The sequence below is a fragment of the Gordonia sp. L191 genome, from assembly GCF_030077625.1.
In the GTDB taxonomy this organism is placed as follows: Bacteria; Actinomycetota; Actinomycetes; order Mycobacteriales; family Mycobacteriaceae; genus Gordonia; species Gordonia polyisoprenivorans_A.
This window is the reverse complement of sequence record NZ_CP125996.1, coordinates 209,613-224,920: the sequence shown is the minus strand read 5'-3', so window position 1 is coordinate 224,920 and position 15,308 is coordinate 209,613. Positions and strand designations below refer to the sequence as shown.

Genomic DNA, 15,308 nt, shown 5'->3' with positions numbered 1-15,308 from the left:
GACCCGCCCAGTCATGTCGGACGGATGACCGACCGCGTGGTGCAACGTCTCGGACCCGCCGGAATAACTCCGGACCACGGTCCGGTTGCACCCGGTATGAGTTCTCACATCGCCATTTTCGGAGGCACCGGGTACGCCGGTGGTCACATCGCCGCAGAGGCCGTTCGCCGCGGTCATCGGGTCACCTCCTACAGCCGAAACGGCGCAACCGCAGACCCCGTCGACGGCGTGACCTACGACGTCGGATCGCTCGCCGATACCGATCTGGTCAATCGCGTCGCCGAGACCGCCGACGTCGTGGTGATCGCGGTCCACGGCGCCGACGTCGATGGGAAACCACTCGTCGACCTCATCCCGGCGGTGACCGCGGCAGCAATTGCGCACCACACACGTGTCGGTGTGGTCGGTGGCGCCGGTAGTTCGCTGGTCGCCGAGGGCGGCCCACGACTGGTCGACACTCCGGACTTCAACGACGAATGGAAGCCGGAGGCGTTGGCCCACGCGGATGTGCTCGACGCACTGCGCGCCGGCCCCGACGAACTCGACTGGTTCTATGTCTCCCCGGCCGCCCTGTTCGGGTCCTGGGCACCCGGCGAGACCACCGGCACTTATCGCACCGACGACGATCTCCTGGTGACCAAGGACGATGGCAGCTCGGAGATCTCGGGTACCGACTACGCACTCGCCTTCGTCGACGAGATCGAGAAGCGCGCGCACGTCCGCAAGCGATTCACCACCGGGCACTGACGGCCTCTCCGGCGGCCCGGGCGGCCCGGGCGGCCGGTTGCACCGAGTGCCGAACCGCCGAGGGCCCGAAACGCCCAGGCGCGGTGCCGGTGTAGCATCCGAACCGATTTGCCGCATCGGCGGCAACTCGGTCGGCGCCAGAGGGGGCTCGCGTGTCCGGACATCTCACCGACAAGGTCATCATCATCACCGGTGCCGCAAGCGGCTTCGGCGCGCTCATCGCCGAGAAGTGTGCGGCCGGCGGCGCGCGCGTCGTGGGGGTGGACGTCAACGAGGCCGGCCTCGGAGCCGTTGTCGACGGCATCCGCACCACCGGCGGGCAGGCATTGGCGATCGGCGCGGACGTGACCGATCTCGCCCAGATGCGAGATGTGGCAACACAAACCGTCGCGGAGTTCGGGGCGATCGACGTCATCGTCAACAACGCCGGCGTGATGCCGCTGGCGTTCTTCGCCGACCACGAGCGGGCCGCCGACCGCTGGCATCGGGCCATCGACATCAACATCAAGGGCGTGCTCAACGGCATCTCGGCGGTCTACGACCAGATGATCGAGCAGGGCCGCGGCCACGTGGTGAACATCTCGTCGATCTACGGCAACGCAGGCGTCGCCGGGTCCGGGGTGTACAGCGCGACCAAGGCGGCGGTCAACGCGCTGTCGGATTCTCTGCGCATCGAGACCAAGGGCAGGATCAAGGTCACCACGGTGCGCCCCACCGGGGTCGCCGGCACCAACCTGGCCAGCTGGATCGTCAACGGCGCAGCCATCTTCGGGATGGTCGGGCAACGCGCGGCACAGTACGCCGAGCACACCAAGCAGATGGTCGCGGGCACGCTTCCCGACGAACTCACCGATTCCGACTCCGTCGAGTGCTGGTTGATCACACCCGACGAACTCGCCGACGCCGTCGTCCATGTGATCGACCAACCTTGGGGCATCAGCCTTTCCGACGTCACCGTGCGTGCGAGTGGCGAGGACTACCTGTACTGACCCCGGGATTGTCCCGCAACTCGCGGCGCCGGGCCATCGGGGTGGTGCCGAACCACCGCTTCACGCTACGGGTCAGCGAACTCTGCTCGGTATAGCCGAGCTGCCGCGCGATCGCCGACAGGGACACCGAACGATTCGCGAGGAGACCGTCGACCATGTCTCGCCGGACCTGGTCGACGATCTCCTCGAAAGTCGTTCCGGACTCCGATAATTGGCGTTGCAGAGCACGCGGGTGCATTGCCATCAGGTGCGACACCCGTGGGAGCGTCGCGGCACCGACCGGCAGCGACCGTTTGACCACCTCGGCGACAGCGTCGGCAAGCGAATCCCGGCGGTCCGAGCCGGCCATGAAGCGCACGGCGAGATCGCGGGCAAGTGGGTCGACATCGGGTAGGGCCCGGTGCATCAGACCCTGGGGAAAGTACATCGCGTTGCGTTCCTGCTCGAAGTCGACCGGACAGTCGAAGCGGTCGGTGTACACCGAGCGGTCCGACAACGGCGGATGAACGAATGTCACCCGTGCCGGATGGAATCCGGGCCCCGCGAGCATCGTGAACGCGGACAGGGTCACACCCAGCGCAAGTTCGACGATGTGCTCACAAAATGGCAAGCGACGCAACAACGTACGGAACTCGTATTCAACCGTGGTCGGATGGCGGTGCAGATGTGTCGCCATCGCCGGACTGTAGACGTGTGAGTACTCGATGATCGACTGCAACGCCGCGCCCACGGTCGCGGTGTTGCGCGCCACGATCGCGACCGGTCCGAGGATGTCCGGGCTCTGGCGACCGGCAAGTCGCAACGCGAAGTCGTCCACACCCAGCTCCGCGGCGGCGAGCCCGAGCAGTGCCGCAACCGCGCTGAACGCGACGAAGCGATCGTGCGCGCCGACCACGGCGAGATCGATGCCGACCCGGTCGGCCAGCGCACGAGGATCCCCTCCGAGTTCGGTGACCAGCTCTTGCATCTGCGTGAGTGCAGCACTGATGAGATCACTCGCCACCGCAGATCTCCCGTAGCACACGTGTGTCCACAAGTAAAAAAGTCGTCACCAGATGTCAAGAATTTTCGGCAGTCAGCTATGACGATGGACACAGTAGGTGGTTCACACCGATCCGCCACACACACTCGCGGCGGTCTCACCACCGCGACACCGCCTCAACGAGGAGGCACCCATGACGACCGTCGAACCGACCACGCGTACGGAGCTGTTCATCGGTGGGCGCTTTCGCGCCCCCGCCTCCACCGCAACCCTTCCGGTCATCTCACCCCTGACCGAGCAGCAGATCGGCACCGTTCCCGAGTCGATCACCGCCGATGTGGACGCCGCGGTCGACGCCGCCCGTACCGCGTTCGCGTCGTCGGGGTGGAGGTCGATGCCCGCGGCGGAGCGAGCCACGATCCTCAACCGTTTTGCCGACGCACTTCAGGCCCGCGCCGACTCCCGCGCCACCGCCGTGAGCACCGAGAACGGCATGCCCATCACTCTCTCCCGCTTCGCCGAAGGTGCTGCGCCGGTGCAACTGCTGCGCTACTACGCGGGCCTGATCGGCACCCTGCCCGTCGAGGAGCGACGCAGCAGCCAACCGATGCCGGGTACCACCGTTGTTCGACGCGAACCGGTCGGCGTCGTCGCCGCCATCGCACCGTGGAACTTCCCCGCGATCCTGTCGATGTTCAAGATCGCCCCGGCACTGGCCGCCGGTTGCACCGTGGTGCTGAAGCCGGCGCCCGAGACCACGCTGGACTCCTACGTACTGGCCGAGGCCGCCATCGACGCCGGGCTGCCCGAGGGGGTACTCAACATCGTCACCGGAGGTGCCGCGGTCGGCGAATACCTGGTGGCACATCCGGGCATCGACAAGGTCGCCTTCACCGGGTCGACCGCGGCGGGACGACAGATCGGCCGGGTGTGCGGGGAGATGATCCGTCCGGTGACACTCGAGCTCGGCGGAAAATCGGCCGCCATCGTCCTCGACGACGCCGACATCGAGACCACCGTCGGCGGCCTGGCCACCGCGTCGTTGCTCAACACCGGCCAGACCTGCTACATGTCGACCCGAATCCTGGTTCCCCACAACATCTATCCGACATATGTCGATGCGATCAGCGCCATGGCCGCCGCACTACCGATCGGCGATCCACTCGACGAGAACACCGCCATCGGGCCGCTGGTGAGCGACACACAGCGCAACCGGGTGCTCTCCTACATCGAACGCGGCCGCGCCGACGGAGGAACCGTCACCACCGGAGGCGGGGCTCCGGACGGAATCGACCAGGGATACTTCGTCGCACCGACCGTCTTCAGCGGTCTCGACAACACCAGCACCCTGGCCCGTGAGGAGATCTTCGGCCCGGTACTGACCGTACTCGGCTACCGCGACGTCGACGAGGCGATCGCCATGGCCAACGATTCCGACTACGGGCTCGGCGGGACGGTATGGACGTCCGACGACGAGCGCGGGCTCGACGTCGCACGTCGCGTCGACACCGGATCGTTCGGGGTCAACACCTTCAATCTCGACTGGGGCTCACCGTTCGGCGGGGTGAAGGCCAGCGGCATCGGCCGCGAACTCGGCCCGGAAGGGCTCGCCGCCTACCAGCGCACCAAGTCGGTCTTCCTCACAGCCTGATCACCAGAGAGCGAGAATTCATCATGTCCGACGCCGGAGTTGCCGCGGCCCGCGAATTGGCCGCAGTCACCACCGATCTCATCACGACCTTCGATCCCGAGGACTGGGCCGCCGACGCCGCGTGCCGTGGTTGGCGGGTCCAGGATCTGATCTGCCATATGGGCTTCTTCTTCAACTTCATCGCCGATCCGACGCTGGACCTGCCGGACAATCCCAGCGGCCGGTCCGAGCGTCTCAACGACGCCGCGGTCATCGAACGCGCGGACTGGGAACCCGCCGAGGTCGTCGAGTACTACCGGGTTCAGTCGGCGGCCGGACTCGGCGCACTCGAAGCCTTGCCGGCACCCGAGATGAGTTCGGCGACAGTCGATCTGCTTGATCTCGGCACCTATCATCTGGCGCAGCTGGCCGATGCGCTGGCCTTCGACCATCTCGTCCACCTGACCGCGGATCTCCTCGCTCCGTTCGGTCCGGTCAGCACCGACCTCGCCATTGCGGTGGGCGCGGCGATCGACCCGGCGATCGACTGGATGATGGCCGGGCTACCCGCCATGTGTGGCGATGTGCTGACCGCTGCGCTCGACGCCCCGGTCGGGCTCCACCTCACCGGCGTCACCGATCGCAGCTTCCGGATCGAGCGGATCGAGGATGGCGTGGTTGTCACCGAAACCCCAGACCTCCCAGACCATGTCGCCAACAGCGACGCACTCGACTTCACGCGCTGGGCCACTCGCCGGACTGCCTGGCGCTCCGCCGTCGACATCACCGGAGACCGCGCGCGTGTGGCGGGGGTGCTCGACCGTATCGACATCGTCTGATCCCGAACCCTGCTCCCACCCCACCTCGCTGGGTGCCCCAACCATTCACTGCCCCACACACTCACAGGAGATCACGCATGTCCGAACATCTGAAGGACAAGACCATCATCGTCACCGGCGCGGCCAGTGGCTTCGGAAAGCTCATCGCCGAGAAGTGCGCTGCCGGAGGTGCACATGTGGTCGGGATCGATGTCAACGCCGACGACCTGAATTCCGTTGTCGCGCAGATCCGCGACGCCGGTCATGACGCGATGGCACAGACCGCCGACGTCACCGACCTCGCCCAGATGCGTTCGGCGGCACAGCATGCCGTCGAGGCCTACGGCGCCATCGACGTGCTCGTCAACAACGCCGGAGTCATGCCGCTGGCGTATTTCGCAGATCACGAACGGGCCGCCGACAAGTGGCACCGCGCCATCGACATCAACATCAAAGGTGTTGTCAACGGGATCTCGGCGGTCTACGACCAGATGATCGCGCAGGGACGCGGGCAGGTCGTCAACATCTCATCGATCTACGGCAACGCGGGGATCGCGGGGTCCGGCGTCTACAGCGCCACCAAGGCCGCCGTCACCGTGCTCTCCGATTCCCTGCGCATCGAGTCGAAGGGCAAGATCAAGGTGACCACCGTCAAGCCCACCGGCGTCACCGGCACCAATCTGGCGAGCTGGATCGTCAACGACTCGGCGATCTTCGGTCTCGTCGGGCAGCGTGCGGCCGAATACGGCGAGCATGTCACCGCGTTGACCGAGGGGCGGTTGTCGGCCGAGCTGTCCGACGTCGATTCGATCCGGTACTGGTTGATCACGCCGGACGATCTCGCGAATGCGGTTGTCCACGTGATCGATCAGCCGTGGGGTATCAGCCTCTCCGATGTCACCGTCCGCGCCAGCGGCGAAGACTACCTCTACTGATTTCTCAACCTGTCCCGATCCCTCGCCCACCGCACCCCCACCAGGAGTAGCCCCGACCATGTACCCCGGCGCGCACCTCGACACCCCGGACAAACCTGCCGTCATCATGGCCGACACCGGTGTCGTCACCACGTTCGCCCAACTGGAATCGCAGTCCGTCCGGATTGCCCGCACGCTTCGCACGCGCGGGGTGCGCGCCGGAGCGCACGTGGCCGTTCTGGCGACGAATACGGCCCGGGTGTTCGACATCTATTGGGCGGCCATGCGTTCCGGCGTCTATCTGACGATGGTCAACTGGCATCTCACGCCCGGGGATATCGCCTACATCGTCAACGATTGCGGCGCGTCGACCCTGATCGTCGACGCCGCACTCGGCGATGTCGCGACCACGCTCGTCCCGTCGATTCCCGAAGTCGGTGTCCGACTGTCGTTCGGCGGGACGGTGAACGGGTACGACGATCTCGATGCGGCTGCCGCCCGCGAGTCCGACACACCACCGGACGATCAGCCCCGCGGTGCGGACATGTTGTATTCGTCGGGAACGACCGGACGCCCCAAGGGAATCAAACCCGCACTGCCGGCACGGCAGATCCGCGACGCCGGTGACACGATGATCGAGATGAACCGGACGATCTGGCACGTGTCCGCCGAGACGGTGTATCTTTCGCCCGCACCGCTGTATCACGCTGCCCCACTGCGGACCTGTGCCGCCGTGCAGGCTCTCGGCGGCACCGTCGTGGTGATGTCGCGATTCGACGCCCAGAAGGCTCTCGAATACATCGAACGCCATCGGGTGACCTACAGCCAGTGGGTCCCGACGGTGTTCGTGCGGATGCTCACACTTCCTGCAGCAGTGCGTGACCGGTACGATGTCTCGAGTCTTGCGGTGGCGGTCCACGCGGCTGCGCCGTGCCCGGTGGAGGTCAAGCACCAGATGATCGACTGGTGGGGACCGATTCTCTCCGAATACTATTCCTCCACCGAACTCAACGGACTCACCCTGGTCGACACACCGCAACGGTTGGCCAAGCCCGGGACGGTGGGGACACCCGTCCTCGGTGTCGCCCACATCTGTGACGAATCCGGCGCCGAACTTCCGCCCGGCACGATCGGAACCATCTACTTCGAACGCGACGAGTTGCCCTTCGAATACCACAATGATCCCGAGAAGACCCGGGCAGCAATCCATCCCGACCATCCGACCTGGACGACCACCGGCGACGTCGGGTACCTCGACGACGACGGATACCTGTTCCTCACCGACCGCGGCACCTTCTTGATCATCTCCGGCGGGGTGAACATCTATCCGCAGGAGATCGAGAACGCCACCATCACCCATCCGGATGTGCTGGACGCGGCCGTGATCGGCGAGCCCGATCCCGACCTGGGCGAAGCCGTCGTCGCGGTGATCCAGCCGGTGACTCCGGTCGACGAGATCGACACCGAGCAACTCGCCGAGGCGATCACCGATCACCTACGCACGCAGGTGGCCGGGTTCAAACTTCCCCGACGCATCGAGTTCACCGACCGACTACCCCGCACACCCACCGGCAAGCTCGTCAAACGCGAACTGGCACATCAACGTCCCGACAGGTGAGCCGGCCCCGGGCCCGATCACCCTTGGTGCTACGCCGACGCGATCGCGTTGTGCTCGACGCGCAGATCCTTCTTGAGGATCTTGCCGCTCGGGTTCTTCGGCAGGGCGTCGGCGAACACGATGTACTTCGGCCGCTTGTATCCGGCGAGGATCGGCTCGAGGTGGGCCGCGACGGCCTCCTCGGTGAGGGTCGCGCCGTCCTTGGGGACGACGACGGCGGTGACCGCCTCGATCCACTTCGGATGTGGCACACCGAAGACCGCGACCTCGGCCACGCCGTCGAGCAGGTAGATGGCCTCCTCGACCTCCCGTGAGGCGACGTTCTCCCCACCGGTCTTGATCATGTCCTTCTTGCGGTCGACCACCGAGAGGTAGCCGTCGGCGTCGATGACGCCGAGGTCGCCGGAGTGGAACCAGCCGTTGCGGAATGCCGCAGCGGTCTTCTCCTCGTCGTGGTAATAGCCCAGTGCCGCATGGGGACTGCGGTGTACGATCTCGCCGACCTGCCCCACCGGCACCGGATTGTCGTCATCATCGACGACCTTGGTCTCGACGTTCACCGATGCCCGCCCGGCCGACCCGGCCCGGTCGATCTGCTCATGCGGCTGCAGAATGGTTGCCAGCGGCGACATCTCGGTCTGGCCGTAGAAATTCCACAACAACACCTCGGGCAACCGGCGTGACAACTCGCGCAGGATCTCCACCGGCATCGGCGAGGCGCCGTAATACCCCTTGCGTAGCGACGACAGGTCGCGCGTGTCGAAGTCGGGATGACGCAGCAGCGAGATCCAGACCGTCGGCGGGCAGAACAGTTTGGTGACACGCGCGGACTCGATGGTCGCCAGGATCGTCGCCGGATCGGGCGCGGGCAGGATGATACTGGTCGCCCCGAGGTAGATGTCGGTGGAGAAGAAGCAGTCGAGTTGCGCGCAGTGATACATCGGCAGCGAGTGGATCTCGACGTCCTCACCCGACATGCCACCGTCGATGATGCACGAAACATACTGCGTGATCAGCGATTTGCTGGACAGCAGCACCCCCTTGGGTCGGGACTCGGTGCCGGAGGTGTACATCATCCGCACCGGCTCGTCGTCGCCGACGACGATGCCGGGAGCCGTCGCGTCGCCGGTGGTCATCCACGCCGTCGCGTCCTCCCAGCCGTGTGCCGGCGCGGCACCGGACAGCGCGATCCATCCGCGGATGTCGACCGCGGCGGCGGCGAGGTCGATCGCCGAGGTGACCGTCGGTCCGAGAGCGTCCTCGACGACGACGCCGCGTGCCCCGCTGTGGGTCAGGATGAACGCGATCTCCTCGGCGCCGAGCCCGAAGTTGATGGGTACCAGGATCACCCCGAGGCGGGCGGTCGCGAAGTTGAGAACGCCGAACTGCCAGCAGTTGTGGCTGATCAGCGCCAATCGATCTCCGCGTAGCAGACCCCGCGCGGTCAGGGTGTTGGCGCACCGGTTCACCGCGGCATCGAACTCGGCGAACGTCAGTTCCGTGTCCCCGTCGATGATCGCGATCTTGTCGGGGCTGCGCTGGGCGCTGCGATGCAGCAACGCGCCGATCGAGTGTTCGCGCGCCGTCCGGATCGCCGCCTCGGTCGATTCGCTGAATTCCGGTCCCATCACTGCCTCCGTTGCCCGCGGGGTGTTGTCGACCTCACAAATTACTAGGTCGTCCAACCATGGGGAACCGATCGCCATCCATCCGCTCCATCGTTGGCACACATTGATCGATTCGTTTCTTTGAGGCAGAATTCTGTCGGTGACCCCCAGCCTCGCCGGCCTGCGCCGGATCGCCGTCGAACTCCGCGCCGCGGGCAGGCTCGCCCGCGCCGGCATCCTGCCCGGCCCGGCCGAGCTACCCGCCACACTGCGAGCCGCGCGCACCGGAGGTGGGGCGATGCTGACCGAGGTGCTCACCGCCCGGTACGGCGATTCGGTCGCCGTCGTCGACCGCGGGGTTCCGCTCACCTACCGCGACCTCGCCACCGCCACCCGCCGGTGGATCACGGTGTTGCGTGAGCTCGACACCACCGGCAACCGCCCGACCGTCGGCATCATGTGCCGCAACAGCGCGCAGCTGGTGATCGCCCTGCTCGGAGCTCTCGCCGGCGGTGTTCGGGTGGTCTTTCTCAACACCGACATGGGTTCTGTGCAGCTGACGACCGTATGCGAGCGCGAGCACATCGATCTGTTGCTCCACGATGACGAATTCACCGGCCGGCTCTCTCAACTCACGGGAGTACGCACCATCCGCACCGAAGACCTCGAATCGGTGCTCGCCGCCGCCGACGACTCCATTCCCCCACGCGCGCATGGCAATCCCGAGCTGGTCATCCTCACCTCCGGGACCTCCGGTGTACCCCGCGGCGCAGCCCGCAGCAGTTCTCCGCTGACCATGCTCTCGACACTGGCCGGCCTGCTGGAGAAGATCCCGCTACAGCGATCCGACGTGATCTACCTGGCGCCACCGGCATTTCACGGATGGGGCCTGATCGCCACCCTCACCGGCCTCCTCGCCGGCGCCACCCTCGTCTTCGACGGGCGGTTCTCCGCCGAGCGTGCCGTGGCAACGATGCTCGCCGAGAACTGCACCGCCTTCGTCGCGGTACCGACCATGCTGAAGCGGATCATGGATCTCGACGACGCGGTCCTGCAACCACTTTCCGGTCGTCTGCGCATCATCGGGTCGGGCGGCGCACGACTCGACCCCGATCTCGTCACCGCCGTCACCGACCGGTTCGGCCCGGTGTTGCACAACCTCTACGGCGCCACCGAGGTCTCCTACATCACCATCGCCACCCCCGCCGACCTCGCGCACGACCCGTCCTGCGCCGGGTCCGCTCCGCTCGGTGTCCGGGTGGCGATCCTCATCGACGGCACGCCCGTCGGCCCCGGACGGGTCGGCGACATCTACGTTCGCACCGGAGCCCAGATGCGTTCGTATACCGACGGAAGCTCCACACACAGCGTCGACGGCATGGTTGCCACCGGCGACACCGGTTACCTCGACGGCGCCGGCCGGTTGTACATCCGCGGTCGATCGGACTCGATGATCGTCTCTGGCGGCGAGAACGTCTACCCCGAAGAGGTCGAACTCGCACTGCACCGCCACCCCGGTGTCGCCGACGCCACGGTCTTCACCGTGGATGACGTCGACTTCGGTCAACGGCTCTCGGCGGTGGTCGCCCGCCGCGCGGGCCACGACGTCGACGACGCGGCGCTCCAGGAACACATCGGCCGGGAACTGTCGCGCTCACGTGTCCCGCGCGACATCGTCTTCGTCGGCGAGATCGCCCGCACCGCAACCGGAAAGGTCACCCGCGCCTGGCTCGACGAGGTGACCGCCGGCAACTCACACGTCGGCTGAGACCGTCATCGTCCACCCCGCCGCGGCGTTGCGTCGCGTCCAGAACTCGGCGTAGGTGCCACCGCGCGCCAACAGTTCGTCGTGGCGGCCGATGTCGTCGACGCGACCGTCTGCGGTGAGCACCACGATCTGATCGGCGGCGAGTACGGTCGAGATCTTGTGCGCGATCACCAAAACCGTGCTCTGCGTGGCGAGTTCACGGATCGATGCCGCCACATGCGCCTCGTTCTCCGGGTCGAGCGCGCTGGTGGCCTCGTCGAACAGCACGATCGGTGCGCTCTTGACCAACGCCCGGGCGACCGACACACGCTGGCGCTCGCCACCGGAGAGCGCCGAGCCACCCTCCCCGACCCGGGTATCCCAGCCGCCGGGAAGACGGTCCACCACCGAATCGACCCCGGCAGTCGTTGCGGCCGCCCGGATCTCGTCGTCGGTGGCGTCGGGCCGTCCGACACGTATGTTCTCCCACAGGGTGTCGTCGAAGAGGTACACGTCCTGGAAGACCAACGCCAGCTGCGCCATCAGGGTTGCGGTGTCCTGCTCTCGGACGTCGACGCCACCGACCCGCACCGTTCCCGCGTCGACGTCGTAGAACCGTGCGATCAGCCGGGTGATCGTGGTCTTACCCGACCCGGACGGGCCGACCAGCGCCGTCATCGATCCGGCCGGAACTCGGAAATTGATGCCGTGCAACGTCTTCGGGGACCGGTCGTCGTCAGCACTGCCGTAACCGAAATCGACGCCGGACAATTCGAGCGACCCCCGCGTGGTGGGGGCGACCGGGCTCGGCGGCGCCGGCATCGGCGGCGTGTCGAGGATGTCGGTGATGCGCCGGATCTCGGCGGTCGACATCCGCATCGCCGACCCCAGTTCGGCCAGTTCGGAAATGGGGTCGGTGAAGCGCGCGGCCAACCCGAACACCGCCATCAGCAACGCGGCCTCGACGTGACCGGTGACCGCGAGAGCGGCGCCGACGATCAGGATGGTCGTGAACACCGCCTGTACGGCAACACCATTGAGCAGCAGACCGGGGACCGAGCGACCCATCATCTTCCGGCCCACCCGATGCTGACGGTCCAGCGCGTCCTCGAGGGGCTGGTAGTCCGAGCCCGCCGCCCCGAACGCACGCAGGGTCGGCTGATACCGGGCGAGTTCGAGAACCCGGTTGTTGACCTCGACCGCGGTGCCGTGATTCTGCGCCTCGGCGTCGGCGATCATCGCACTCGCACGAAGGCCCGCCACCCACAGGACCACCGCGCCGAGCGCGGCGGTCGCTCCGATACGCCAGTCGAAGAAGAACAAGCCGACCACGACGGTCGCCGACCCGACGAGGTTGGTGACGACCGGCGTCATCAGGTGCGCACCCGCGCTGCCGACGAACATCGTTCCCTTGACCGCGATCTGCGAGACCGATCCGGTCTTGTCGCGGGTGAACCACCCCAGCGGCAACGTCACCAGATGATCACCGAGCCGGTGATGCAGGGAACGCATGGTGTGTACTGCCATCCGCATCGCCATCAGCGACTGCAGATAGAAGGTGACGCAACAGATCACCACGACCGGCACCAATACCAACAGCCAGTGGCCGGCGCCGGCGAGGTCACCGTCGAAGAGGTCGCGGGCGATGGGGACCATCAGCAACATCGCTGCGCCCTGGGCGAGTCCGTAGACGATCGCCCACGCGAGGAAGACATACATGCGCCCGGCCTCGTCACCGAGAATGCGCAGGTAACCACGGATCATCGGAGAGCTCTTGTCGGTTCTGTCGCGGCAGTGCCTGCAGGGCCTGATGCGGGGTGGCCCTGCCAGGCCCGCCACATGGTGGCGTATGTGCCACCGGCAGCGACGAGATCGTCGTGACGTCCCCGCTCGACGATCCGACCCTCGTCGAGGACGACGATGGTGTCGGCGTGGGTGATCGAGCCGAGCCGGTGCGCGATGACGAGTACCGTCCGGCCGGCGATCAACGACGAGATCGCCTGCTGGATATCGGCTTCGGACTCGGGGTCGGCGAACGCGGTGGCCTCGTCGAGGATCAGTATCGGGGTGTCGCACAACAGTGCTCGCGCGATCGCCACACGCTGTGCCTCACCGCCGGAGAAGTGGGCGTCGGTACCGACCCGGGTGTCGTAGCCGCCGGGCAGCTCGGTGATCCGATCGTGAATCCGCGCCGCGCGCGCCGCCGACTCCACTTCGGCGCGGGTGGCGTCGGGACGACCGAGCGCAATGTTGTCGGCGACGCTCATGTCGAGCAGCGCGACATCCTGCAGCACGAAGCCGACATGTCGATACAAGACCTGCGGGTCGATGTCACGGACGTCGACCCCACCGATGCGTACCGCCCCGGCGTCGGGGTCGACGAACCGCGGGATCAGGGTCGCCAGAGTCGATTTGCCGCTCCCCGACGGACCGACCAGCGCGGTCAGGGTGCCGGGCTCCAGCGTCATGCTCACGCCCTGCAGGGCGCGCGTACCGGAGGCTGATCCCTCGGTCGGATAGGAGTAGTGCACCTCGTCGATCTCGATCCGATTGCTCTCGGGCACAGCCGGTTCGGTGGTCATCGGAAGTTCGGGCAACGTCAGCAATCCGACGATGCGGCCGGCCGCAGCCGCCGCGCCCTGCCTGCTGTGCATGGCCATCATCGCCGCCATCAGTGTCGACGGCAGCACCATCGCGATGAGGGTGGCACCGAGGACGTCGATCGCCCCGACCCAGCCCGCGTCCACGAACCAGTACCCACCGGCGAGATTGACCAGCAGGATCAGCGGCGCGGAGAGCATCATCGCCGCGAGCGCCTCGATACGCAGCATCGGCCCCACATACCCCGCGAAGTCGTCGTTGAACTCGTCGGCGGCGCGCAGGAACGCCTTGTGCGCCCGTCCGGTCTGGCCGAAGGTCTTGACGACGGCGACGCCGGTGACGAATTCGACGATGGTCGAACTGATGCGGGCCAGTGCTGCGTTCATCTTGGCCTGCTGCGTGGTCATGTCGCGCACCATCCAGGCGTACGCGATCGCATACAGCGGGAGGGTCGCGACGGCCAGCAGGCCCAGACGCCAGTCGAGCACGAAGCAGTAGATGAGCGCGAACAACGGGGTGGCCACTGCCGCAGTGGTTTCCACGTCTGCGTGGGCCACGAGGTAGTGGAGTTCACCGACGTCGTTCTGCACGGTCTGACGCACCCGACCCGAGCTCGTCGTCCCGAACCAGCCGAGCGGGAGCCGACCCAGCTTGGCGGTGATCCGACGACGGAGTATCACCTGCAGGTCGACGTCGGCGTAGTGGGTGACACCGAGCGCCGCACCGCCGAACACCGCCCGTGCCATCAGGCCGAGGATCACGATCGCCACGATCCACCAGACCCGCGCGGTCTGCACCGGTCCGTCGAGCAGCAGGGTCCGACCCAGTTCGACGATCCCGACAAACGGGACGACAGTTGCCGCCGAGGCGATCACCTGCAGCAGCTGAGCCACCCGAATGCGGGCGCGTACAGGCTGCAACAACTCACGCAGCGCGCTCCGGTCCAGCTCCGTCCGGTCCTCCGTGGACCCCTCCACCGTTGTCATACGCGTACGTTAACGCGGACCGACGCCCGGAGCAAGGGTTACCTAAGTTGAGAGGGAGCCTCAGCGCGGGAGTATCCCGTCGAGGACCACGGACAAGTATTGGTCGGCGATCTGCTCCACGCTCAGCGATCCGCCCGGCCGATACCAGCGGACCGCCACCCACACCGTGTCACGCAAGAAGCGGTAGACGAGTTCGACGTCGAGATCGGCACGGAACTCGCCATCGGCCACCCCGCGCGTCAGCACCGAATGCCACAGACCGCGAAACTCCTCATTGCGGTCACCGATATAGGAGAAACGGTCTTGCGGCGCAAGCCGTTTGGCCTCGTCCTGATAGATGGCCACCGCATGGTGATCTGCGTCGATGGACTCGAATGAGGCAATCACCAACTGCCGCAACGTCTCGGCGGCCGACAGATCGGCGTCGGCGATCTGCTGATAGCGGGCGAACAAACCATCGAGGAAGCCACGCAGGATCTCGTCGACCATCGACTCCTTGGAATCGAAGTGGTGATAGAGACTCCCCGAGAGAATACCTGCGGCATCGGCGATGTCGCGCACCGTCGTCGACCGCAGACCCTGCTCCGCGAACATCCGACTCGCCGTCGTCAGCAGTTCGTCGCGTCGGGAAGTTCCGTTACGTGGCGCCACCCCCGTACCCTAGCAAGC

The 15,308-nt window shown here is 66.4% G+C and carries 12 protein-coding genes; 7 read left to right on the top strand and 5 right to left on the bottom strand.

The window, feature by feature from the left end; genetic code table 11:
• The first annotated feature begins 96 nt into the window (after positions 1 to 96).
• Entirely contained in the window at positions 97 to 747 is a 651-nt protein-coding gene (locus QNM97_RS01035; RefSeq protein ID WP_283821210.1) for an NAD(P)-dependent oxidoreductase, read from the top strand.
• A 152-nt stretch (positions 748 to 899) separates the two neighbouring features.
• On the top strand, positions 900 to 1,736 hold the full coding sequence (locus QNM97_RS01030) for an SDR family oxidoreductase (RefSeq protein WP_283821209.1): 837 nt from the start codon (positions 900 to 902) through the stop codon (positions 1,734 to 1,736).
• Here QNM97_RS01030 and QNM97_RS01025 read toward each other — a convergent pair.
• On the bottom strand, positions 1,699 to 2,739 hold the full coding sequence (locus QNM97_RS01025) for an AraC family transcriptional regulator (protein WP_283821207.1): 1,041 nt from the start codon (positions 2,737 to 2,739) through the stop codon (positions 1,699 to 1,701). The two genes, QNM97_RS01030 and QNM97_RS01025, sit on opposite strands and share 38 nt — an antisense overlap.
• A gap of 172 nt (positions 2,740 to 2,911) precedes the next feature.
• Here QNM97_RS01025 and QNM97_RS01020 point away from each other — a divergent pair, with 172 nt between their 5' ends.
• The 4 genes from QNM97_RS01020 to QNM97_RS01005 all read left to right on the top strand — a co-directional run bounded on the left by QNM97_RS01020 (position 2,912) and on the right by QNM97_RS01005 (position 7,698).
• A complete protein-coding gene (locus QNM97_RS01020; protein ID WP_283821206.1) occupies positions 2,912 to 4,369 on the top strand; it encodes an aldehyde dehydrogenase in 1,458 nt (485 codons plus the stop codon).
• Positions 4,370 to 4,392: 23 nt separating this feature from the next.
• The gene (locus QNM97_RS01015; protein ID WP_283821205.1) at positions 4,393 to 5,187 is read left to right on the top strand and encodes a maleylpyruvate isomerase N-terminal domain-containing protein; all 795 of its coding nucleotides are present in this window, start codon (positions 4,393 to 4,395) and stop codon (positions 5,185 to 5,187) included.
• Positions 5,188 to 5,264: 77 nt separating this feature from the next.
• A complete protein-coding gene (locus QNM97_RS01010) occupies positions 5,265 to 6,101 on the top strand; it encodes an SDR family oxidoreductase (protein WP_283821204.1) in 837 nt (278 codons plus the stop codon).
• A 58-nt stretch (positions 6,102 to 6,159) separates the two neighbouring features.
• Positions 6,160 to 7,698, top strand: coding sequence for an acyl-CoA synthetase (locus QNM97_RS01005; protein WP_283821203.1), 1,539 nt, complete (start codon positions 6,160 to 6,162; stop codon positions 7,696 to 7,698).
• Positions 7,699 to 7,727: 29 nt separating this feature from the next.
• Here QNM97_RS01005 and QNM97_RS01000 read toward each other — a convergent pair whose 3' ends face one another.
• Complete coding sequence (locus QNM97_RS01000; RefSeq protein ID WP_283821202.1) at positions 7,728 to 9,326, bottom strand: acyl-CoA synthetase; 1,599 nt, start codon at positions 9,324 to 9,326, stop codon at positions 7,728 to 7,730.
• Between the two features lie 139 nt (positions 9,327 to 9,465).
• Here QNM97_RS01000 and QNM97_RS00995 point away from each other — a divergent pair, with 139 nt between their 5' ends.
• The gene (locus tag QNM97_RS00995) at positions 9,466 to 11,073 is read left to right on the top strand and encodes an AMP-binding protein (protein WP_283821201.1); all 1,608 of its coding nucleotides are present in this window, start codon (positions 9,466 to 9,468) and stop codon (positions 11,071 to 11,073) included.
• Here QNM97_RS00995 and QNM97_RS00990 read toward each other — a convergent pair.
• The 3 genes from QNM97_RS00990 to QNM97_RS00980 are packed head-to-tail and all read right to left on the bottom strand — an operon-like array spanning position 11,059 to position 15,233.
• Positions 11,059 to 12,816 carry an ABC transporter ATP-binding protein gene (locus tag QNM97_RS00990; protein ID WP_283821200.1) on the bottom strand — a complete coding sequence of 586 codons (1,758 nt, stop codon included), beginning with the start codon at positions 12,814 to 12,816 and terminating at the stop codon, positions 11,059 to 11,061. The two genes, QNM97_RS00995 and QNM97_RS00990, sit on opposite strands and share 15 nt — an antisense overlap.
• Positions 12,813 to 14,639, bottom strand: a complete 1,827-nt coding sequence (locus QNM97_RS00985; protein WP_283821199.1) for an ABC transporter ATP-binding protein — start codon at positions 14,637 to 14,639, stop codon at positions 12,813 to 12,815. The genes QNM97_RS00990 and QNM97_RS00985 overlap by 4 nt, the downstream gene beginning before the upstream one ends.
• Positions 14,640 to 14,699: 60 nt before the next feature.
• Positions 14,700 to 15,233: a TetR/AcrR family transcriptional regulator gene (locus tag QNM97_RS00980; RefSeq protein WP_283823063.1), complete on the bottom strand. Its 534-nt coding sequence runs from the start codon at positions 15,231 to 15,233 to the stop codon at positions 14,700 to 14,702.
• Positions 15,234 to 15,308: the final 75 nt, after the last annotated feature.